The 19,246-nt window shown below is 61.4% G+C and carries 18 protein-coding genes; 8 read left to right on the forward strand and 10 right to left on the reverse strand.

What is annotated here, in order from left to right; translation table 11 throughout:
* Window position 1 precedes the first annotated feature (1 nt).
* A complete protein-coding gene (locus AB8B29_RS23110; RefSeq protein WP_113119413.1) occupies window positions 2-841 on the reverse strand; it encodes a GNAT family N-acetyltransferase in 840 nt (279 codons plus the stop codon).
* A 315-nt stretch (window positions 842-1,156) separates the two neighbouring features.
* Between AB8B29_RS23110 and AB8B29_RS23115 the strand changes: the two genes are divergently transcribed.
* Together AB8B29_RS23115 and AB8B29_RS23120 are read left to right on the forward strand one after the other, a co-directional pair.
* On the forward strand, window positions 1,157-1,825 hold the full coding sequence (locus AB8B29_RS23115; protein WP_037197565.1) for a haloacid dehalogenase type II: 669 nt from the start codon (window positions 1,157-1,159) through the stop codon (window positions 1,823-1,825).
* 12 nt (window positions 1,826-1,837) lie between these two features.
* Window positions 1,838-3,115: an NAD(P)/FAD-dependent oxidoreductase gene (locus AB8B29_RS23120; protein WP_113119412.1), complete on the forward strand. Its 1,278-nt coding sequence runs from the start codon at window positions 1,838-1,840 to the stop codon at window positions 3,113-3,115.
* Between the two features lie 16 nt (window positions 3,116-3,131).
* On the opposite strand, the gene AB8B29_RS23125 is transcribed toward AB8B29_RS23120, so the two are convergent.
* The gene (locus AB8B29_RS23125) at window positions 3,132-3,530 is read right to left on the reverse strand and encodes a RidA family protein (RefSeq protein WP_113085052.1); all 399 of its coding nucleotides are present in this window, start codon (window positions 3,528-3,530) and stop codon (window positions 3,132-3,134) included.
* A 166-nt stretch (window positions 3,531-3,696) separates the two neighbouring features.
* Here AB8B29_RS23125 and AB8B29_RS23130 point away from each other — a divergent pair, with 166 nt between their 5' ends.
* Entirely contained in the window at window positions 3,697-4,290 is a 594-nt protein-coding gene (locus AB8B29_RS23130; RefSeq protein WP_113119411.1) for a TetR/AcrR family transcriptional regulator, read from the forward strand.
* Between the two features lie 61 nt (window positions 4,291-4,351).
* Here AB8B29_RS23130 and AB8B29_RS23135 read toward each other — a convergent pair whose 3' ends face one another.
* The 6 genes from AB8B29_RS23135 to argE form a co-directional block, all read right to left on the reverse strand.
* Window positions 4,352-5,809: an NAD-dependent succinate-semialdehyde dehydrogenase gene (locus AB8B29_RS23135; RefSeq protein WP_047640795.1), complete on the reverse strand. Its 1,458-nt coding sequence runs from the start codon at window positions 5,807-5,809 to the stop codon at window positions 4,352-4,354.
* An 18-nt stretch (window positions 5,810-5,827) separates the two neighbouring features.
* Window positions 5,828-6,871: a tartrate dehydrogenase gene (locus AB8B29_RS23140; RefSeq protein WP_113119410.1), complete on the reverse strand. Its 1,044-nt coding sequence runs from the start codon at window positions 6,869-6,871 to the stop codon at window positions 5,828-5,830.
* A 10-nt stretch (window positions 6,872-6,881) separates the two neighbouring features.
* Window positions 6,882-8,345 (reverse strand): aldehyde dehydrogenase family protein, encoded by a 1,464-nt coding sequence (locus AB8B29_RS23145; RefSeq protein WP_113119409.1) that lies wholly within the window; start codon window positions 8,343-8,345, stop codon window positions 6,882-6,884.
* 196 nt (window positions 8,346-8,541) lie between these two features.
* Window positions 8,542-8,898, reverse strand: coding sequence for a cupin domain-containing protein (locus tag AB8B29_RS23150; RefSeq protein WP_037197472.1), 357 nt, complete (start codon window positions 8,896-8,898; stop codon window positions 8,542-8,544).
* 20 nt (window positions 8,899-8,918) lie between these two features.
* Window positions 8,919-9,842: a 2-hydroxyacid dehydrogenase gene (locus tag AB8B29_RS23155; RefSeq protein WP_037197473.1), complete on the reverse strand. Its 924-nt coding sequence runs from the start codon at window positions 9,840-9,842 to the stop codon at window positions 8,919-8,921.
* A 124-nt stretch (window positions 9,843-9,966) separates the two neighbouring features.
* The gene (gene argE, locus AB8B29_RS23160) at window positions 9,967-11,091 is read right to left on the reverse strand and encodes an acetylornithine deacetylase (protein ID WP_439006914.1); all 1,125 of its coding nucleotides are present in this window, start codon (window positions 11,089-11,091) and stop codon (window positions 9,967-9,969) included.
* A gap of 265 nt (window positions 11,092-11,356) precedes the next feature.
* Between argE and AB8B29_RS23165 the strand changes: the two genes are divergently transcribed.
* The 5 genes from AB8B29_RS23165 to AB8B29_RS23185 all read left to right on the forward strand — a co-directional run bounded on the left by AB8B29_RS23165 (window position 11,357) and on the right by AB8B29_RS23185 (window position 15,591).
* Complete coding sequence (locus AB8B29_RS23165) at window positions 11,357-12,256, forward strand: GNAT family N-acetyltransferase (protein ID WP_113119408.1); 900 nt, start codon at window positions 11,357-11,359, stop codon at window positions 12,254-12,256.
* A gap of 308 nt (window positions 12,257-12,564) precedes the next feature.
* The gene (locus AB8B29_RS23170; RefSeq protein ID WP_080760624.1) at window positions 12,565-12,810 is read left to right on the forward strand and encodes a helix-turn-helix domain-containing protein; all 246 of its coding nucleotides are present in this window, start codon (window positions 12,565-12,567) and stop codon (window positions 12,808-12,810) included.
* 326 nt (window positions 12,811-13,136) lie between these two features.
* Window positions 13,137-13,328 (forward strand): hypothetical protein, encoded by a 192-nt coding sequence (locus AB8B29_RS23175; protein WP_439006723.1) that lies wholly within the window; start codon window positions 13,137-13,139, stop codon window positions 13,326-13,328.
* A gap of 269 nt (window positions 13,329-13,597) precedes the next feature.
* The gene (locus AB8B29_RS23180) at window positions 13,598-14,329 is read left to right on the forward strand and encodes a response regulator (protein ID WP_037197569.1); all 732 of its coding nucleotides are present in this window, start codon (window positions 13,598-13,600) and stop codon (window positions 14,327-14,329) included.
* Entirely contained in the window at window positions 14,326-15,591 is a 1,266-nt protein-coding gene (locus AB8B29_RS23185) for a sensor histidine kinase (protein ID WP_037197476.1), read from the forward strand. Before AB8B29_RS23180 ends, AB8B29_RS23185 begins: the two co-directional genes overlap by 4 nt.
* A gap of 397 nt (window positions 15,592-15,988) precedes the next feature.
* Here AB8B29_RS23185 and AB8B29_RS23190 read toward each other — a convergent pair whose 3' ends face one another.
* Together AB8B29_RS23190 and AB8B29_RS23195 are read right to left on the reverse strand one after the other, a co-directional pair.
* A complete protein-coding gene (locus tag AB8B29_RS23190; RefSeq protein WP_113119407.1) occupies window positions 15,989-17,944 on the reverse strand; it encodes a MacB family efflux pump subunit in 1,956 nt (651 codons plus the stop codon).
* A gap of 3 nt (window positions 17,945-17,947) precedes the next feature.
* On the reverse strand, window positions 17,948-19,159 hold the full coding sequence (locus AB8B29_RS23195; protein ID WP_113119406.1) for an efflux RND transporter periplasmic adaptor subunit: 1,212 nt from the start codon (window positions 19,157-19,159) through the stop codon (window positions 17,948-17,950).
* Between the last annotated feature and the right edge of the window lie 87 nt (window positions 19,160-19,246).

The raw sequence follows: 19,246 nt of genomic DNA on the forward strand, positions 1-19,246 counted from the left end.
TTCAACCCAGGGCTTGGCTTGCCAGGGCAAATGTGTGAACGCTTGAAATGTTTGACGGAGCGGGTGATGCGGCGCGGCGCATGGCAATGCCGCCGCCGACATGGGTAAGGCCGTGTTCGAGCAAAAATGGAGCAAGGCCGGTTTCTGCCCCGGTATCGACGCGCATGAAGACACCGGGTCGGGCCGCAAACAGGAAGCTCAGCAGATCCTCGGCATCCGCCGCCGTTTCCGCGACGACCGGGCCGCAGAGCTCGCCGCGCCCGAAGGCGCGTAACGCCGCATATCCGCGCAGGCCGTCGGTCTTGCGCAAGACGGCTAGACGACCGGTGTGGAACAATGCCTGCAGCAGCGCCGTGCGGTCCGCGCCATAGGCGAGACGATCGAGAGCGACGATGTGGTTGAAGTCGGCCGACGTCGCACGATCGACCGTCCCGGCCGCGATACAGGCCCGCAACGGCCCCTGATGCTGGACGATCTCGCCTGTCCTCTCGAAGCCGAGACTTTGATAAAGCGGAAGGCCTTCGGCGGTTGCCACGAGCCGGCACTCGCGGGTTCCGACGATCTCAAGAGCAGCCTGCATGATGCGCCGACCGATGCCGCGCCCGCGCATGGCCTCGTCGACAATGACCATGTTGATTGTCGCGACGTCGGCGCCGTAGGGCGTGACGAAGATCGTCGCGACCACTTTCTCATTTTCGATCGCCACGAGGCCGCTGCTGAGTTCGAGCAGCATTTGCCACTCTTCGAGCCGGTGCGGCCACCTCGCCTGGCGCGACAGGGCAAGGGCTGATGGGAGATGGGATTGGTCGAGGGGGCGAACGTCGATCGCGGATGCCTGCACAGGCCTTTTCTCCCGTCTGTTGCTTTATCTCTTTGATAGACCGACAAGGAAAGAAGATCGTCCTGACGACGAAGCCGCAGCGGTATCTTTCACCGTCCGTCGATACGCCCGCCGCATCTTATGCCGGCAACGCGGCGCGACTGGGCGAGATGACGGTGCCTGGAGGCGTCAGGCGCGCAACTCTCTGCCAAAGCAGGACAAGCATACAGAACATTCTGCTTCCCGACGGCGCAAATGCGGTGAACCGATGGGGAAAGGCTGCCTATGATGGGGCGAGATCAGCGCCAGCACGGCATTCTGCAAGGGATCAAGGACATGACGACGTTCCGGCCAAAATACATTACCTTCGACTGCTACGGCACCCTGACGAACTTCCAGATGGCCGAGGCGGCCCAGAAGATCTATGGCGAGCAGCTCGATCAGCCGCGCATGGCGCGGTTCATCAAGAACTTCGCCGCCTACCGGCTGGACGAAATTCTCGGTGACTGGAAGCCTTATAATGAAGTAATCCATAATGCCGTCGAGCGTACCTGCCGCAGGAACGGGGTCGCCTTCCACGCCGAAGATGCCCGCTCCATCTACGAGACCGTTCCGAGCTGGGGTCCGCATCCGGATGTGCCGGCCGGTCTTGCGAAGGTCGCCAAGGAAATTCCGCTCGTCATCCTGTCGAACGCCATGAACGAGCAGATTATGCACAATGTCGAAAAGCTCGGCGCGCCGTTCCACGCAGTTTTCACAGCACAGCAGGCCAATGCCTACAAGCCGCGCTTCAAAGCCTTCGAATACATGTTCGACATGCTCGGCTGCAATCCGGAGGACGTGATGCATTGCTCTTCCTCCTTCCGCTACGATCTGATGTCGGCTTATGATCTCGGCATCAAGCACAAGGTCTGGGTCAATCGTGGCCATGAGCCCGCAAACCCTTATTATGAATACGCCGAGATCAAGGACATTTCCGGCCTGCCCGGCGTTCTCGGGCTCTGACGGGAGACGGCAATGCAGTTCAAGTCCTACTGGCACGATACCGCGCCGCGTTTTGCCGGTCAGAGTGCAGCGCCGATCGAAGGTCACTATGATGTCGCGGTGATCGGCGGCGGCTTTACCGGCTTGGGCGCGGCACGGCAGCTCGCCAAGGCCGGCGCCAAGGTGGTCGTACTGGAGGCGAACACGGTCGGTTCAGGCGCCTCCGGCCGCAATGGTGGTCATCTCAACAACGGCATCGCTCACAGCTTCATTGCTGCCAAGGCGGAGCTCGGGGTTGAGCGGGCCAAGGCGCTTTATCGAGCCTTCGACGATGCTGTCGATACGGTCGAGTGGATCGTCAAGGAAGAGGCGATCGACTGCAATTTCCGCCGCGCCGGCAAGCTCAAGCTCGCGTCGAAGCCGGCTCATTTCGAAGGTATCGCCAGAAATTTCGAGGCGGTTCACCGCGAGATCGATCCGGATACGGCGCTCCTGACGTCAAGCGACCTGAAGGCCGAAATCGGATCGGCCTCGTTTCACGGCGCGATGCTGTCGAAGAAGAGCGCCATGATGCATATGGGGCGCTACGCAGTCGGGCTTGCAGAGGCGGCTGTCCGCCATGGAGCGGTGGTCTATGAAAATGCGGCGGTGATCGACAGGCGAATCAACGGCAACAAGCACGAGTTGACGACGGTGCGCGGCAAGCTTACGGCTGACAATGTCCTGCTCGCGACCGGCGCCTATACCCCGGGGATCTTCGGCTATTTTCGCCGGCGGATCGTGCCCGTCGGCAGTTTCATCATCGCCACCCGACCCCTGACGGAGGCGGAGGTTGCCGCGACCATGCCGGGCAACCGCACCTGCGTCACCTCGCTCAATATCGGCAATTATTTCCGGCTTGCGCCAGACAACCGGCTCATCTTCGGCGGCAGGGCCAGGTTCTCGGCGACCTCCGATCAGCAGTCGGATGCCAAGAGCGGCGAAATCCTGCGCGCCAGCCTTGCCGAGATCTTTCCGCATCTCGCCAAGGTCGAGATCGATTATTGCTGGGGCGGCCTGGTGGATATGACCAAGGATCGGTTCCCGCGCGCCGGCTACGTCGACGGGTTGTGGTATGCGATGGGCTATTCAGGCCATGGGGCGCAGATGGCGACGCATATGGGCATGATCATAGCCGACGCCATCCTGGGCAAGACGGATCGCAACCCGGTCAAGGGGCTGGAATGGCCCGCCGTTCCCGGGCATTTCGGCAAGCCCTGGTTCCTGCCGCTCGTCGGCATGTACTACAAGACCCTCGATCGTTTTCAATAGCCGCGGATCGCCGGAATCACGCCTTTGAAGGGATGCGGGCAATGACCTTGATCTCGAAGTCGAAGCCGGCGAGCCAGTTCACGCCGATCGCGGTCCAGTTCGGATAGGGCGGCGCGCTGAAAATCTTCTGTTTGGCGGCCATGATCGTTGGGAACTGGTTTTCAGGATCGGTATGAAACGTCGTTATATCAACGATATCATCGAGCGTGCAGCCTGCCGCATCCAGTGTTGCCTTGAGGTTTTCGAAAGCCAACTGGACCTGAAGTTGGAAATCAGGTTCGGGCGTTCCATCGGAACGACTGCCGACCTGTCCTGACACGAAAAGCAGGTCAGCGGATCGGATGGCGGCCGAGTAGCCGTGTTCCTCGTAAAGGGCGTGCCGGTTGGCAGGGAAGATTGCTTCGCGCTTGGTCATTTCCGATCTCTCTTCATAGACGTTGACGGGCTGTCGATGAGCGCAGCGCGATCCGGGAGCTTCACACGCTGTCGGATCATCTGATATACGTTGCGTATCTGAAATAGCCGACATACGCGCCGTATGTCAAATTAATATACGACGCGTATATGAAATCGAGGGCAAGATGGCGAAGCGACGCGTCGAGACGATGGAAGAGAACCGGGCCAAGTTGATCGTGGCCGCACGAAAGGCCTTCGCCGAAAAAGGGTATTCGGCCGCTTCCATGGACGAGCTGACCGCCGAGGTCGGTCTGACACGGGGCGCGCTTTACCATAATTTCGGTGACAAGCGCGGGCTTCTGGCGGCGGTTGTCGATCAGATCGACTCGGAAATGGCGTTACGCGCTCAAGGGGTCGGCGTTCGAGCAGGCGATGATTGGAAGGGCCTGCTCGCCGAAGGCGCTGCTTATATCGAGATGGCGCTCGTTCCGGAGGTCCAACGCATCGTTCTGCTCGATGGACCTGCAGTATTGGGTGATCCGTCAAAGTGGCCCAGTCAAAGCAGCTGTCTTCAAGCAACCAGACGGACAGTGGAGCGTCTGATCGCCCAAAAGGTCCTCAAGCCGGTCGACGCGGAGGCGGCCGCCCGGCTTCTCAGCGGCGCTACGCTCAATGCAGCTCTCTGGGTCGCCGCCAGCGACGATCCGCAGCATGTGCTGCCGAAGGCCATCGAGACATTCCATGCCTTGGCCGGGGGCCTTCTCACGAAGCCTGCGTGAATTCCTGTCGCCAAGAAAGCTGCAACGATGTCCGTGCTGCAAGTCGGCTTGGGCGCGACTTTCAGGCAAGCCCGCCGATGTGGAAGGTCTTCATCTCGAGATATTCCTCTATGCCGGCCTGCGAGCCTTCGCGTCCGAGACCGGATTGCTTGACGCCGCCGAACGGGGCCACTTCCGTCGAGATCGCGCCCGTATTCAGCCCGACCATGCCGAATTCCAGCGCCTCGCCGATGGCCCAGGAACGCTTGAGCCCTTGCGTATAGAAATAGGCAGCAAGGCCGAACGGCGTGCCGTTGGCGATGGCGATCGCCTCTTCGTCGGTCGTGAAGCGGAAGAGCGGCGCGACCGGGCCGAAGGTCTCTTCGCTTGCCAGCAGCATGTTGGTGGTGGCACCAGACAGGACGATGGGGGCGGCGTATTGGCGGCCCTCCGGCAGATTTGAAGCCTTGGCGATGATCGTCGCACCCTTCTCGACGGCATCGCTGACATGGCGCTCGATCTTGTCGATGGCCGCTGCATTGATCATCGGCCCGATGTCGATTCCCGTTTGCGTACCGGGGCCGACCTTCATGGCGGAAACGCGGGCGGAAAGCTTTTCGGCAAAGACGTCATAGACCTTGTCCTGCACCAGAATGCGGTTGGAGCAGACGCAGGTCTGGCCGCCATTGCGGAATTTCGAGGCGATTGCGCCCTCGACGGCGAGGTCGAGATCGGCATCGTCGAAGACGATGAAGGGCGCATTGCCGCCGAGTTCGAGGCTGAGGCGCTTGATGCTGTCGGCCGCACCCCGCATCAACAGGGCGCCGACACGGGTCGAGCCGGTGAAGGAGATCTTGCGCACTATCTCGTTGCGCATCAGCTCGTTGCCGATCTCTGTTGGCATTCCAGTGACGATGTTGATGACGCCGGCGGGGATACCGGCGCGTTCGGCGAGCACGCCAAGCGCCAGCGCCGAATAGGGCGTGAAGTCGGATGGCTTGATGACGACAGTGCAGCCGGCGGCAAGGGCGGGTGCGACTTTGCGGGTGATCATCGCGTTCGGGAAGTTCCACGGCGTGATGATGCCGCAGACACCAACGGGCTCCTTCAACACGATGATCCGCCGATCTGGCGTCGGTGAGGGGATGGTGCTGCCGCCGATGCGGCGAGCTTCCTCGGCGAACCATTTGACGAAAGACGCGCCGTAGCGGATTTCGCCACGCGCCTCGGCGAGCGGCTTGCCCTGTTCGCTTGTCAGCAGCAGCCCGAGATCGTCGCAGTTCTCGATCATCAGATCGTGCCAAGCTTCGAGCAGTTGCGCCCGCTCGGCATGGGTTTTCGCGCGCCAGGCGGGAAAGGCTGCATTGGCAGCTTCGATCGCCGCCCGCGTCTCGGTTTCGCCCATATCGGGAACGGTACCCACAGCCGTCTGCGAGGCCGGGTCGATGACATCGACGGTCTTGCCAGAGGCCGCATCCAGCCAGGTTCCGCCGATCAGGCCCTGCTGGCGAAACAGGCTCTTGTCCTTGAGATCGATCATGTCTTGCGTCCTTGTCGTTCAGCTAAGTGCGTTCAGCACGGCCTTGGTAATGGTGTCGGTCTTGTCTTTGCCTAGAGCCGTGCCGATGCCGGCCGCAGTCGCCGCCGCGATGGCATCCATGATCGCGTCGGCGGCAGTCTTCTCGCCGAGATGCTCCAGCATCATGGCGGCCGACCAGATGGCGGCGATCGGATTGGCGATGCTGAGATGGGCGATATCCGGGGCGGAGCCGTGCACGGGCTCGAACATCGACGGCGCGGTTCGGTCCGGGTTGAGATTGGCGGAGGCGGCAAAGCCGAGCCCGCCCTGGATCGCGGCCCCGAGGTCCGTCAGGATGTCGCCGAACAGATTGGAGGCGACGACGACGTCAAGGCTCTCCGGCGCCATCACCATGCGCGCCGCCATGGCGTCTATATGGTAGCTGGTGACAGCGACGTCGGGATAGTCGGCTGCGACCTTGGCAGTAATCTCGTCCCAGAACACCATGGAATATTTCTGCGCATTCGACTTGGTGACGGAGGCGAGCTTGCCGCGCCGCATGCGCGCCTGCTCGAAGCCGAAGCGCAGGATGCGCTCCACGCCCGTGCGGGTGAAGATCGAGGTTTCGACGGCGACTTCGTTCGCCGTGCCCTGATGCACGCGGCCACCCGCGCCGGAATATTCGCCCTCGGTATTCTCGCGGATGCAAAGAATGTCGAAGTCTTTGGCTTTCAACGGCCCTTCAACCCCCGGCAGCAGCCGGTGAGGGCGGATATTGGCATATTGCTCGAAGGCCTTGCGGATCGGCAGAAGAAGGCCATGCAGCGAGACGGAGTCAGGCACTTCGGCCGGCCAGCCGACCGCGCCGAGCAGGATGGCGTCGAAACCGCGCAGCGTCGCGACGCCGTCGGCAGGCATCATTGCCCCGGTTTCCTTGTAGTAGGCGCAGGACCAGGGAAAGCTCGTCGGCTCCAGCCCGAAGCCCGTCTTATCGGCCACTCTCTCCAAGACTTGCCATGCCGCGTCGATAACATCCTTGCCGATACCGTCGCCGGGGATAAGCGCGATCCTGTAGGTCTTCATGGTCGGTTCCTCAGATGTTGATCAGCACGGACTTGCTGCGGCGGTTGGCAAGATAGGCGTCGCGGCCGAGATCCTTGCCGATGCCGGAACTCTTGTAGCCGCCCGTCGGCAGAATATGGTCGCGCGAACGCCCGTAGCGATTGACCCAGACGGTGCCGGCCTGCAGGCGGCGCGTGACGCGAATGGCGCGGGAAAGATCGCGTGTGAAGAGACCCGCCGCAAGTCCGTAGATCGGGTGATCGGCAAGCTCGAGAGCCTCTTCCTCCTCCTCGAAGGTCTGCAAGGTCAGCACCGGGCCGAAGATTTCTTCCGTGACGGCGGGGGAGGCCTGATCGACACTTGCAAGCAGCGTCGGCGCGTAGAAATAGCCGGGTCGACCCAATTGCGTTCCACCGGTCAGGCACTCCGCGCCGGCATCGATCGCGGCCTGGACGATCCGGTCGATACGTCCGATCTGGCGTTCCGAGATGATGGGCGAGTAGAGGCTGTTCTCGTCCCAGGTCGGCCCCGGCTTGATCCTGGACATATGCTCGAGGATCGCTTCGGCCAGCGGCGCGGCGATGCTGCGCTCGGCAATCAGCCGCGATCCGGCCACGCAGGCCTGGCCGGCATTGGCAAGGATGTTGCGGGCGATCGCTTCGGCGGCCAGCGCGATATCCGCGTCGGCAAAGACGAGTTGCGGGCTCTTGCCGCCGAGCTCCAATGTCATCGGCTTGATGCCCGTGCGGGCGATATTCTCCATGATCGCCGACCCTGCGGCGGTCGAACCGGTAAAGCTGATCTTGCCGATGCCGGGATGGCCCGTCATCGCAGCCCCCGTCGTCGGGCCGTCGCCGAGCACGATGTTGATCAGGCCGGCGGGAATGCCGGCGCGCACCGAAAGCTCGGCCATATGGAGCGTCGAAAAAGGCGTCATCTCGGATGGCTTCAGCACGATGGCATTGCCGGCCGCAAGTGCCGGCCCGATCTTCCAGCCCGCCATGGAAATCGGAAAATTCCAGGGCGTGATCGCGCCGACGACACCATAGGGTTCCGTCATGATCATGCCGAGGCTGTTGCCGTCGGTCGGCACGAGATCGCTGCCTTCCTTGTCGGCGAATTCCGCGAAGAAGCGGATCTGCTCGGCTGTTACGGCAATGTCGCCGGCGATGAGATGCCCGACCGGCCGGGTCGAGGATATGGCCTCCAGACGCGCCAATGTGACGGCTTCTTCCTCGATGAGGTCGGCCCATCGCACCAAAGCCTTGGTCCGCTCGCGCGGCCGAAGGCTGGCCCAGCCGCTTGTCCTGAGGGCCTGATTGGTCGCGTCCACGGCCTGATCGACTATGTCCCTTCCCGCGATCGGGCATTGCGCGAAAGCGACACCATCCGAAGGCCGGTGGACGTCTATGCCACCGCTTGCTGCGACATAGCGGCCGGCGATGAAATGTCCGCTCGGAAGATCGAGGGAGTCTGGGTCGAAACTGAGGGTCATAGTGTTTCCTTGCCAGCGGTTCCAGCAAGTCTAACGGCTGTGCCGTGGCAGTTTCGGTCGTGCGTCCGCGATGTCGCGACGGAATATCCCGTTTGTCCCCGATGTTTCAGCGCAAGATTTGGTGCCTGAAAGTGCGCCACGCAGCGAAGCTGCACGGTTGGTTCGGCTTCAAGAACGGGAAGATCCGCAACGCGTGTCATCCGGTCACGGTGACATAGATTTTGCGGACGGTCTCGATCGTCCGCCAGACGCCTTTGAAGCCCGGTTTCATGACGAAGCTGTCACCGGCGCGGTAGGTAACCGGCGCGCCGCCGTCCTCGGTCAGTTCGATAACGCCCTGCAGGATATGGCAGAATTCGAAAGTCTCTCCCTTGATCGAGCGGGTCTCACCCGGCGTCGCTTCCCATATGCCGGTATTGACCGTTCCGTCGCGGGCGCTGTCCTGCGCCCAGGTCTTGAAGGACGGATCGCCCGAAATCAGCCGCTCGGGGAGGGCCTTGGATTGCTTCGGCTCGAATGTCGGTGTCGGATCGATGGCTTTCAGCAGGGACATGCGGTTCCTTTCAGGGGTAATCAGTAGCCGCGGCTGCGGTCGACGAGGCCGATGGGCTCTAGCCCGCTCTCGTGGCGGCGGATGTTGGTGATGACGGCATTTGCGGCAGTCTCGGGCTGCGTGACGCTGGCGACATGCGGCGTCAGAACGATCCTGGGGTGATGCCAGAGTGGATGCCCGGCCGGCAGCGGTTCGGGGTCGGTGACATCCAGGATAGCGCCGCAGAGATGACCGTCGTCGAGCGCGCGGATCAGGGCTGCGGCATCGAGTTGCGGGCCGCGACCGGCGTGCACGAGGCCCGCCCCCGGCGGCAGGGCAGCAAAGAGATCGGCGTTAAGGATGCCTTGCGTTTCGGGTGTCAGCGGCAGAAGGCAGACAAGGATATCGGTGCCTGCCAGGAACTCCGGCAACTGATCGGCCCCGTGATAGCAGGTGACCCCTTCGATACTGCGTGGAGAGCGGCTCCAGCCGCGAAGCGGGAAGCCGAAGGGGCACAGGCGCTCAAGAACGGCAAGACCGAGATTGCCGAGGCCAAGCACGCCGACACGCCGGTCGGACGCCTGGCGCACGGGCCGGGCGGCCCATTTCTGCGCTCTCTGCTGTTCGATATAGCCTGGAAGATCGCGATGTATAGCGAGCACCCCGAGCGTCACATACTCCTGCATCATCCGGGTGATGCCGTCTTCGACCATGCGCACGAGCTTGACCTTTTCGGGCAGGGCCGAAAGGGAGAACTGGTCGACGCCGGCGCCGATGGAAAACAGGATTTCCAGATTGCGATAACGGTCAAGGTCGGCGGGTGCAGTCCAGGTGATCAGATATTTGATAGCGTCCGGGTCGATGCTTTCAGCATCCGTGATGAAAGGAAGGCCCGGCAGCTCGCGCGCGAAAGCGGCCTTGAAGATTTTGGCCCGTTCGGCATCGGAATTGAATAAGAAGGCCATGGCTTTCCTTCGGGTTTGCTTGAGCCAGCTTGCCGTGCCCTTCACGGCAGGATGCATCGAAATAGGGTCGCGTGACCGCATAACGATGCGGATTTTTGCGGTCTTGCAATGCAATCGTGATGGCCTACAGAACCAGACGATTCCCGAGCGCTTCGATCATCCGCACGCAGGCCGTGAGCTCAGCGAGTTCGATGAACTCATTGGCCTTATGCGCGCGGCCGATGTCGCCCGGGCCGCAAATAATGGCAGGCATGCCTGCGGCCTGATAGAGGCCGGCCTCCGTGCCGTAGCTGACGGCGGCAAGTGGCGTCTGTCCGGTCAGCTCTTCCATCAGCCCGGCCAGAGGTGCATCGGCGGCCAGCGATAGTGCGGGATAGCTGCTGAGCACCTCCCAACCGGCGGTAAAGCCGCGATCCGTCAAAGTGGTAAGACAAGCTTCGACTTCGGCGAGCAGACCGACCGGGTCGACACTTTCGATAGCGCGGGCCTCCAGCTCGATCGTGCATTGATCAGGAATGACGTTGACGGCCTGCCCGCCGTGGATGGTGCCGACCTGCAAGGAGGAATAGGGCGGTTCGAAATTTTCGTCGAACGGTCCCTTTGTCAGACGCCTGGCGGTCGTGACGGCTTGGTCGAGAATTTCTGCCATCGCGTGGATGGCATTAAGGCCGAGATCGGGGCGCGAGGAATGACCGGCGCGGCCGCCGATCGCGGCTCTGGCTGCCGCCTTGCCCTTGTGGGCACGAATGGCGCGCATGCCGCTCGGCTCGCCGATGATGCATCCCAACGGCGGAGCGCAGAGATCGGGAAGCCTGGCGATCATGTGCGGCACGCCGCGGCATCCGGCCTCCTCATCATAGGAAAACGCCAGATGCAGGGGGCGCTCGAGCGGTCGCCGTGCGATTGCCGGCAGCGCGGCGACCGCACAGGCGAGAAAGCCCTTCATGTCGCTGGTACCGCGTCCCGTCAGCCTTTCGCCGTCGCGCTGCAGCGAAAATGGATCGCTCGTCCAGCCTGGCTCGCCCGCGGGCACGACATCCATGTGGCCGGAAAGCAGATAGCCCGGCTGATCGGCCGGGCCGACAGTGGCGAACAGATTGGAGCGATCACCTTCCGGCCCGGCGAGCAGGGTGACGCGCGCGCCGGCCTGCTCGAGATAGTCCGCAATCCAGCCGACGATCGCCTGGTTCGGCGTGCCGACGACGGATGGAAAGGCCACCAGCCGTTCAAGAATCTGATCCGGAGTCATTTCAATCACTGGAATATCCTGATTTGCCCGTAGCCACGCCGCCAAGATGGCTTTCATCAACATAATATGCCGCAATGTCACCGGCTGCTGAAAGTGTTGCAGCTTTGGTGGAATCTTCCGTATTTGTGGGGCTCTCAAGCGCATTCTGTTGCGTAAGCGACGCTACAACCGATACAGGCAGTGTTGCCTGCAAATTGTGAATTCAAACCGAGCCCGGCAGCAATTCGGATCACCTCTAATGTGCCTGCGAGAATGGGGGAGTGTCATGACTAATTCCAGTTCGATCCAACTGGAATCGTTTGAGCTGACCATGGGGGATATCGCAAAGGCCGATGTCGATGCCCTGCATGCTCTGTCGCTGTCGGTAAGCTGGCCGCATCGAGCGGAGGATTGGCAGATCGTCCGCGAGCTGGGTCAAGGGATCGTGGCGCATGATTCGATCGGTCGTGTGCTCGGCTCCGCCATGCTTTTCGACTTCGGGCCGTATTTCGCCACCATCGGCATGGTGATCACCTCGCCGCGTTTGCAGGCGCTGGGAACGGGGCGCTGGATGATGGATCATATCATCGCGCAGACCGGCTCGCGCCCACTTGGACTGAACGCGACCCGCTCCTCCAAGCGGCTCTATCAGTCTCTCGGCTTTAATGCCGAGCAGGTCGTCTACCAGTGCCAAGGCGAGGCAATCGCGCCGCCTGCCGAGCTTTTGCCGCCGGGCACGCGACTGCGCCCGATCGTCGAGGCCGACCTGGCAGAGGTCGCTGCATTGGATCTGGCCGCCTATGGCGCGGACCGCACGCTCCTGTTGCAACGTCTCATCGCCATCTCGGAGGGATTGGCGCTTGTCCAGGGTGACAATATGGTGGCCTTTGCGCTCTGTCGCCGCTTCGGGCGCGGCCATGTGATCGGCCCCGTGGTGGCGATGGGCGACGAAGAGGCGATTGCCGTTGTTCGACCGTATGTCGCCGAACGCGCCGGCGGCTTCCTGCGCCTCGATACCCGCCAGCAGACCGGTCCATTCCCGCAATTTCTCATGCGATCCGGACTTGCGATCCACGACACCGTCACGAGCATGTCGCTGCGACAGGTCTGGCTGCACGGGGACGGGCGTCCGCCTGCCGATGGAAAGCCGCTGACCTACGGTTTGGCCAGCCAGGCGCTGGGGTAGGTCACCTCCTCGGCAAATTTGCCCGCCGGAACGGACCTCGGCAGCGGCGAGGATTGCCAGTCGATCGGCTGTATACCCGGTCGGGCTGTGACCACAGCGTGTGACGCTCCCGATCATCCTTCCAGGGCGTCAGACGAGCCGAGATCTGTGGGATTGGCAGCTATGCGCTTCCACGCTTGCCAGTGCCGCATTGATGCCTATATTGAGCGAGCATTCGGCCGCGTGTTTAGGCCGAGATGCTGCTTGGCTGCAACAGCCGCCTTCACCCGGCACTTGATTTGCCGGCGGACTTTGGAAGGAGAAATTTCATGTCCATTACTCCGAACAATCTCGATAGTTCAAAGGCTTCTACAGTTCCCCATCAAGAAATCGCCGATGCCGTTCGACAGTCTCGCGAAACCATCGGTTACACGATCGGTGATCTCTCCGAAACCTGTGGGCTTACGAGCGAGGAAATTGTCGAAATAGAGGCTGGCGCTGAGGCTGATCCGGCAAAACTTCGGCGAATAGCCGCTGCATTGCAGGTTCCACCTTCAACTTTTTTCATAGTTTGATAGCAGGGCGCACCTTGACGGGTGCGCCCTTCGACTATTTCGAAGGCCGCTGCGACTGTTCTCGTTGAAGGCCTTATTCATGCGCAGTTCGGCGCTTCGCAAGTTCGGTGCGCGTGCGATCGAGATGGTCGCCAACCGTTTCCTGAAATCGTTCGATCCCATGCTCTTCGGCTAGCAGATAGCGATCCGACCGGTTCGCCGTTGGTCGCGACCGGGCGCGCGCGTTGCCTGATCTGTGGCCCCCCTAGCTTCATCTGCCGACCGGCCGCTGGAACGCCAAATTCTTCTTCGACGTCGACGAGGATTGCCACGGCCAGATTTTCACCGTGGAAGTTCATGCTGCGGAATTGCTTGGCAAGCTGCGCGTCTGCCCGCAGGGTACCGCCTCTTTCGAAGCGGCAGTGCCCGTCGAAGTCACCAATCCGCGTGCGCCTATCGAAATTCGGATCATGATGGACAGCGGCGCCATCGAAGGGCGGCTTTCGGCCTGGAGTGTCGAATGGCTGCGCGCGGCGTGATGCCTTGAGCCCAGGATCCCGCCGATCCAGCGCGCATTGCCGTGACTATCGGCCGATCGTACTTTTCCGAACCGTGATATGCTGTGCGGATGATCTCACCGGAGGCGTTTTCCCCCGTCATGAATGCGATTTTGTTGCTGAACATTTCTATTGTCGGGAATTTTGTAAACCAACATTTCCGGCGCGAGAAATTCCGTATTGGCGCCGCAAAACCCGTCTTTTCATGGAGTTGATAGTTCGTATAAGAGTTGAGAAACGGAATGAAGCCCATGACTGTTATCGCCGCACCGGATATTTTAATCGTCGATGACGACCACGAGATTCGCTCGCTGCTGAGCCGGTATCTCGAGGAGCAGGGTTTTCGCGTGTCGACGGCAAGCGACCTCCGCGGCTGCAATGATTCCCTCAATCGGCGCTCCCCCGATCTGCTTGTTCTGGATGTCATGCTGCCGGACGGATCAGGTCTCGATCTCTGCCGCGACCTGCGCAACAGGCGCCCGCGCGTTCCGGTCATTCTGCTGACGGCCTTAAAGGAAGATATAGACCGGATTCTCGGCCTCGAGATCGGCGCTGACGATTATCTCGGCAAGCCGTTCAATCCGCGTGAGCTGGCTGCCCGCATTCGTGCCGTGTTGCGTCGTACCAACGAGGACATGTCTTCCGAGCCTGAACAAAGGCGGTATCTTTTCGCTGATATGACCCTTGATCCGCAGCTCCGCCGGGTGACCAGGGAGAATGGCGAAGTGATCCCGCTGACCGGCGCCGAATTCGATCTGCTCAAGACCTTCCTCGAGCGGGCGGGGCGGCTTTTGTCGCGTGATCAGCTGCTCGACCTGACGCAGGGGCGTGATCGCGATCCCGCCGACCGCTCGATCGATGTCCTGATGAGCCGGCTGCGCCGGAAGCTCGGCGAAACCGCTGAGGAGCCGGTCTTCCGAACGGTCCGCAATGGCGGCTATCAGCTCGTCGTACCGGTGACGGCGGTCAAGGGCGATCCATGAAATCCCTCGGTGCGCGTCTGGCGCTGCTCCTGCTGACGGCTATCGTTCTGGTCGTCATTTCATCGTCTTTCGTGGCAAGCCTTGTCATGCGGGGACCCAGGCCGGACATGATGATCGAGCCGGAGGCACGGCAACTCGCCGTTCTGGCCGCCTTTGCCGAGAAGGACCGGGCCATGGCTGCCGCGGCGGGGTTGATTGTCGCTCCCAAGCCTGCCGACGGTCCGCGCGATGAAGAATTGTCCCGCTTTCTGGTCGAGGCGCTGCTTCGGATTTCCAGCATGCGCGAGGCGATCATATCGCGCCAATCGACCGGCGAGATGATTGCGTCGCTGAAGCTCTCCGACGGCAGCTGGCTCGTCACGCCGATGCCGCAACATGGTCCACCGCCGGGAGGCTGGAAGATTCTTGTCGGATGGCTCGGCCTTATCATCATCGGCAGCGTGCTGGTTTCCATCTTCGCGGCTTCGAAGATCATGAAACCGCTTCGCCTGCTGGAGCGGGCCGTGGCCGAAGTCAACCCGGATGGCACGCTCCCACATATACCGGAAACCGGTCCGGGTGAAATTCGGGTCACCGCACAGGCGCTCAACGGCCTGTCGGCCCGAGTGAAGGCCTCCACGGAAAGCCGGATGCGGCTCGTGGCGGCTGCCGGGCATGATCTGAGGACGCCGATGACGCGGATGCGTCTGCGGGCGGAGTTCATCCAGGACGATGAAGAGCGGCGCAAATGGCTCGCCGATCTCGAGGAGCTCGACAGGATCGCCGACAGCGCGATTGGCCTGGTGAGGGAAGAGATTTCCAAGGACAGCCTGGAGCGCGTTAGGCTCGATACGGCCGTAGAGGAAATCGTCGAGGAGCTTCAGGCGATCCACATGAATGTCAAAAGCGGCGAGCTGGAACCTGCGCTGATCTCTGCGGGGCCGCTGGCGGTCACCAGGGCATTGCGGAATCTGCTCATCAATGCCGCCACGCATGGCCAATCGGCAACGGTCACCGTGACGCATCTCGGCAACAAGGCGGTGGTCAGAATTATCGATACCGGTCCCGGCATCCCCGAGGAGCGGCTCAATCAGGTGTTCGAGCCTTTCTTCCGCATCGACATAGCAAGACAAAGATCCTTTCCCGGCGCCGGTCTCGGCATGGCCATTGCCCATGAGATCGTCACCCGCTTCGACGGCGAAATCACCGTGCGAAACCGGCAGCCTACGGGGCTTGAGCAGGTAGTTTCATTTAAGAGCGCCGACGGTAAATCCGCGAATTAAGCCATGTCCGTTCGCCCAAGTTTTCGCGGTGGGCACAACTCGGTCGCATTTTCGAACCGAGTGCCGAATTGCGACTGGCGTTTCGCAGAAAAACAAGATTTACTTGCGTAAGACTTTCGGAAGTTTCAATGGACGATAGTATTATAATAAGGTTACAGAACTTACCAAATAAAGCCGGCCCTTTGGCAAAGCCGAGACACTAAATTTCTCGAAAATGCCTCCTTTCAGAAACATTCAGAAATGTTCGAGCCGCGGACTGATGTAGTATCACAGTCGATCACAAGCCTGGCTCGAGCAGGCTTTGATCGCCCCGCATACCGGCTTCGCCATGACGCCCCCAACACGAATGGCGAAGCCGGATTATCTCCGAGGGCACCCCTAAAATTTCCCTTGATAATCAGTCTCTTGAAAGCGCTGCGACCGGATCGAGCCGCGAGGCGTTGCGTGCCGGCAGATATCCAAAGGTGAGGCCGATGGCGCACGAACACGTGAAGGCGAGAAGGATCGAGCTCGCCGAAAAAACCAATGTGAAATTGGACGCGAAATGATTGAAGGCGGCGCCGAAGCCGAGCGCTGTGGCAATGCCGAAAGCGCCGCCGAGGAGGCAGACCAGCACGGCCTCGATCAGGAACTGCTGCAGGATGTCCTGGCGCCTTGCACCGACGGCCATGCGCACGCCGATCTCCGCGATACGCTCGGATACCGAGACGAGCATGATGTTCATGACGCCGATGCCGCCGACAAGCAGCGAGATGACGGCGATCGCCGAGACGAGGAGGGTCATTGTCCTGGTCGTGGTGGTGATCGTCTGGCGGATATCGTCGGTATTGAGAATGAAGAAATCCTTGGTGCCGTGGCGGCGCTCCAGGAACTGCGTCACGGCCGCTTCGGCTGTTGAGCTTTCGATATCGTCCACGACGCGTACGGTGACGCTGCGCAGCGACATATCGCCGAGGAAGCGCGCCTGCACGCCGGTATAGGGCAGATAGACGGAAAGATTGTCGCTGGAGCCGAAGCCGCCCTGTTGGGAGGCAATGACGCCGATGACACGCACAGGCACCTTGCCGACGAAGATCGTCTGCCCGATCGGGTCGAGACCTTTGTCGGTAAACAGCGTCGTTGCGGTGTTCTGATCGATCACGGCGTCCTGCGCCATGCGCCTGATACCGTCAGCGTCAAACAGACGGCCGGCGACCAGTTTTGATCCCTTCACCGTAAAATAGGCGTCACCAACGCCGTTGATCAGCGCATTTGCTTCCGTTGAGCCGAAGCGCACGGTACTGCTCGTCGAGACAGTCGGTGTGACGGCTGCGACATAAGTGAGCTTCGCCAGCGCGTCGGCGTCCGCGACGACCAGGGTCTTTATGCGCCCCGACCGCATATCGCCGAAGCTTTTGCCGGGGAAAATCTCCAGCGTGTTCGTGCCAAGGCTGTTGATGTTTGCCAGGACCTTGCGCTGCGATCCCTCGCCAAGCGCGATGACGCTGACGACCGAGGCGATACCGATGATGATGCCGAGCATTGTGAGGAAGGTGCGCAGCCGGTGGGCCCTAAGTGCAAGCATCGCCATGAAAAAGGCTTCGGCCAGTCGGCCAGACATTTCGCGCCAGCTGGATTTGCCGAAACCGGCCTCGGCGACCGCTGTGCGAAGCCGGGGAGTTTCCTCCCGCGTGCGCCTATCGGCAACGATCCGGCCATCGGAGATCTCGATGATGCGATCGGCGCGGGCGGCCACATTCATGTCGTGGGTGACGATGACGACCGTATGGCCTTCTGCGTGCAGCTCGCCAAGGATGCGCAGCACCTCTTCGCCGCTTTGTCGGTCCAGCGCCCCGGTCGGCTCGTCGGCGAGAATGACATTGCCGTTGTTCATCAGCGCGCGCGCTATCGAGACGCGCTGCTGCTGGCCACCGGAAAGCTGGCCTGGCCGATGTCCTGCCCTTTCGGCCATGCCCAGGCGTTCGAGAAGTGCGGCCGCGCGCACCCGTCTCGCCTCGCCCGGTTGCCCGGCATAGATTGCCGGCACTTCGATATTGCCGATCGCGGTCAACTCCGAAAGCAGATGGTAGCGCTGGAAGATGAAGCCGAAATGCTCTCGCCGCAGCCTGGAAAGCGCGTCGTTGTCGAGGCGATGCGTCTGCGCGCCGGCGATCGCATAGGTTCCGTCGGTCGGGCGATCGAGCAGGCCGATAATGTTCATCAATGTCGATTTGCCGGAACCGGAAGGGCCGACGATAGCCACCATCTCACCTTCGTCGATGGACAGATCGATGTCCTGCAATACGGCGATGGTGCGCTCGCCCGACTGGTATTCCCGGCGCACGCCCTGCAGTTCTATGATCGGAAAAGCCATGGTTCAGAACCCCATCGGCGGCGGCCCACCATTGTTGCTGTTCTTCGTCGTCGCGGCGATGGCCTCGCCGATCACGACGCTCTCGCCCTCCGACAGGCCGGACTGGATCTCGGCCGTGACATTGTTGTTGAGGCCGACCATAACCTTTCTGGAACTCTGCTTGCCATTTTGATCGACGACCTGAACGCTGTAGGAACCGTCGGCCAGCCTTGCACCGAGCGCGGAGGATGGAATGGTCAGCGCGCTCCTGGCCTGGCCGAGGACGATGTGCACTTCGGCGGACATATAGGTGCGGAAATGATTGTCGTGGTTCGGCACGGCGAAGACGCCGTTGTAGTAGATCGCCGAAGACGCCGAGGATGACGTCGTGCTGCTGCTGGACGATGTCGTGGTGGAAGAGGATGTGACGCTGGTGTCGCTGGTGATCGATTCCGGCGCCGGTTCGATTGATTGCAGCATGGCGTCGTAGCGGGTGCCGGGATCGCCGAGAATGGTGAAATAGACCGGCTGCCCGACCTTGACCTTGACGACATCGGCTTCCGATATCTCGGTGCGAACGATCATCGTATCGAGTTGTCCGAGAATGACGATGGTCGGCGCCGATTGCGCCGCATTCACCGTCTGGCCCTGCTGATTGACGATCGCGAGCACGGTGCCGTCCATCGGCGCGGTTATGCGCGTATAGGAGAGGTTGGCCTGCGCCGTTTCCACCGCTACCTCCGCCGAGGTGATCTGCGCATCGAGAGCGGCGATCTGCGCCGTGATCTTCTTAACGCTGGCTTCCGCGCTGTCCAGATCGGCCTTGGAGCCGGCCTGGTTGCGAAAGACGGTCTGCTGGCGGATGAGGGTCAGCTGCGCATTGGCAAGGTCGGCCTCGCTCTCCTGACGCTGCGCCTTGACGTTGGCAAGCGAGGCCTGCGCGATTTTGAGGTCGTTGCTCTGCGTCGTCGAGTCGATCTCGGCGATCAATGTGTCCTTCTTCACGGCATCGCCGAGCTTCACATCGAGCGCGGTAATGCGCCCCGAGACCTGCGCGCCGACTGCGACCAGCTTGACTGGCTTGAACGTGCCGGAGGCAAGCACGGCTTCCTCGACATCGCCGCGTGTCACCGGCGCGGTAATGGCGGATGATGTCTGCCGGTCGAAAAAGCCGTACCAGAAGAGGATGAGGCCAATAGCGGCGAGCAGGAGCAAAATCACAAATGCCAGCCGCATCGGTTTGAAGCCTCGGCGTGAGGGGGATCTCGCAGGGACTGCTTCTGCGGTTTGTTTCGGATTGATGGTCGCCGGTGCTTCTCGGTC

This window comes from Rhizobium sp. 11_C7_N12_5 (genome assembly GCF_051811145.1).
GTDB classification, from domain to species: domain Bacteria; phylum Pseudomonadota; class Alphaproteobacteria; order Rhizobiales; family Rhizobiaceae; genus Rhizobium; species Rhizobium lusitanum.

What these genes read in the sequence shown, in the direction of transcription:
- AB8B29_RS23115 (WP_037197565.1), top strand. Translation starts at nt 1,157, where the DNA reads ATGACGACGTTCCGGCCAAAATACATTACCTTCGACTGCTACGGCACC.
- AB8B29_RS23120 (WP_113119412.1), top strand. Translation starts at nt 1,838, where the DNA reads ATGCAGTTCAAGTCCTACTGGCACGATACCGCGCCGCGTTTTGCCGGT.
- AB8B29_RS23125 (WP_113085052.1), bottom strand. Translation starts at nt 3,530, where the DNA reads ATGACCAAGCGCGAAGCAATCTTCCCTGCCAACCGGCACGCCCTTTAC.
- AB8B29_RS23130 (WP_113119411.1), top strand. Translation starts at nt 3,697, where the DNA reads ATGGCGAAGCGACGCGTCGAGACGATGGAAGAGAACCGGGCCAAGTTG.
- AB8B29_RS23135 (WP_047640795.1), bottom strand. Translation starts at nt 5,809, where the DNA reads ATGATCGATCTCAAGGACAAGAGCCTGTTTCGCCAGCAGGGCCTGATC.
- AB8B29_RS23140 (WP_113119410.1), bottom strand. Translation starts at nt 6,871, where the DNA reads ATGAAGACCTACAGGATCGCGCTTATCCCCGGCGACGGTATCGGCAAG.
- AB8B29_RS23145 (WP_113119409.1), bottom strand. Translation starts at nt 8,345, where the DNA reads ATGACCCTCAGTTTCGACCCAGACTCCCTCGATCTTCCGAGCGGACAT.
- AB8B29_RS23150 (WP_037197472.1), bottom strand. Translation starts at nt 8,898, where the DNA reads ATGTCCCTGCTGAAAGCCATCGATCCGACACCGACATTCGAGCCGAAG.
- AB8B29_RS23155 (WP_037197473.1), bottom strand. Translation starts at nt 9,842, where the DNA reads ATGGCCTTCTTATTCAATTCCGATGCCGAACGGGCCAAAATCTTCAAG.
- argE (WP_439006914.1), bottom strand. Translation starts at nt 11,091, where the DNA reads ATGACTCCGGATCAGATTCTTGAACGGCTGGTGGCCTTTCCATCCGTC.
- AB8B29_RS23165 (WP_113119408.1), top strand. Translation starts at nt 11,357, where the DNA reads ATGACTAATTCCAGTTCGATCCAACTGGAATCGTTTGAGCTGACCATG.
- AB8B29_RS23170 (WP_080760624.1), top strand. Translation starts at nt 12,565, where the DNA reads ATGTCCATTACTCCGAACAATCTCGATAGTTCAAAGGCTTCTACAGTT.
- AB8B29_RS23180 (WP_037197569.1), top strand. Translation starts at nt 13,598, where the DNA reads ATGACTGTTATCGCCGCACCGGATATTTTAATCGTCGATGACGACCAC.
- AB8B29_RS23185 (WP_037197476.1), top strand. Translation starts at nt 14,326, where the DNA reads ATGAAATCCCTCGGTGCGCGTCTGGCGCTGCTCCTGCTGACGGCTATC.
- AB8B29_RS23190 (WP_113119407.1), bottom strand. Translation starts at nt 17,944, where the DNA reads ATGGCTTTTCCGATCATAGAACTGCAGGGCGTGCGCCGGGAATACCAG.
- AB8B29_RS23195 (WP_113119406.1), bottom strand. Translation starts at nt 19,159, where the DNA reads ATGCGGCTGGCATTTGTGATTTTGCTCCTGCTCGCCGCTATTGGCCTC.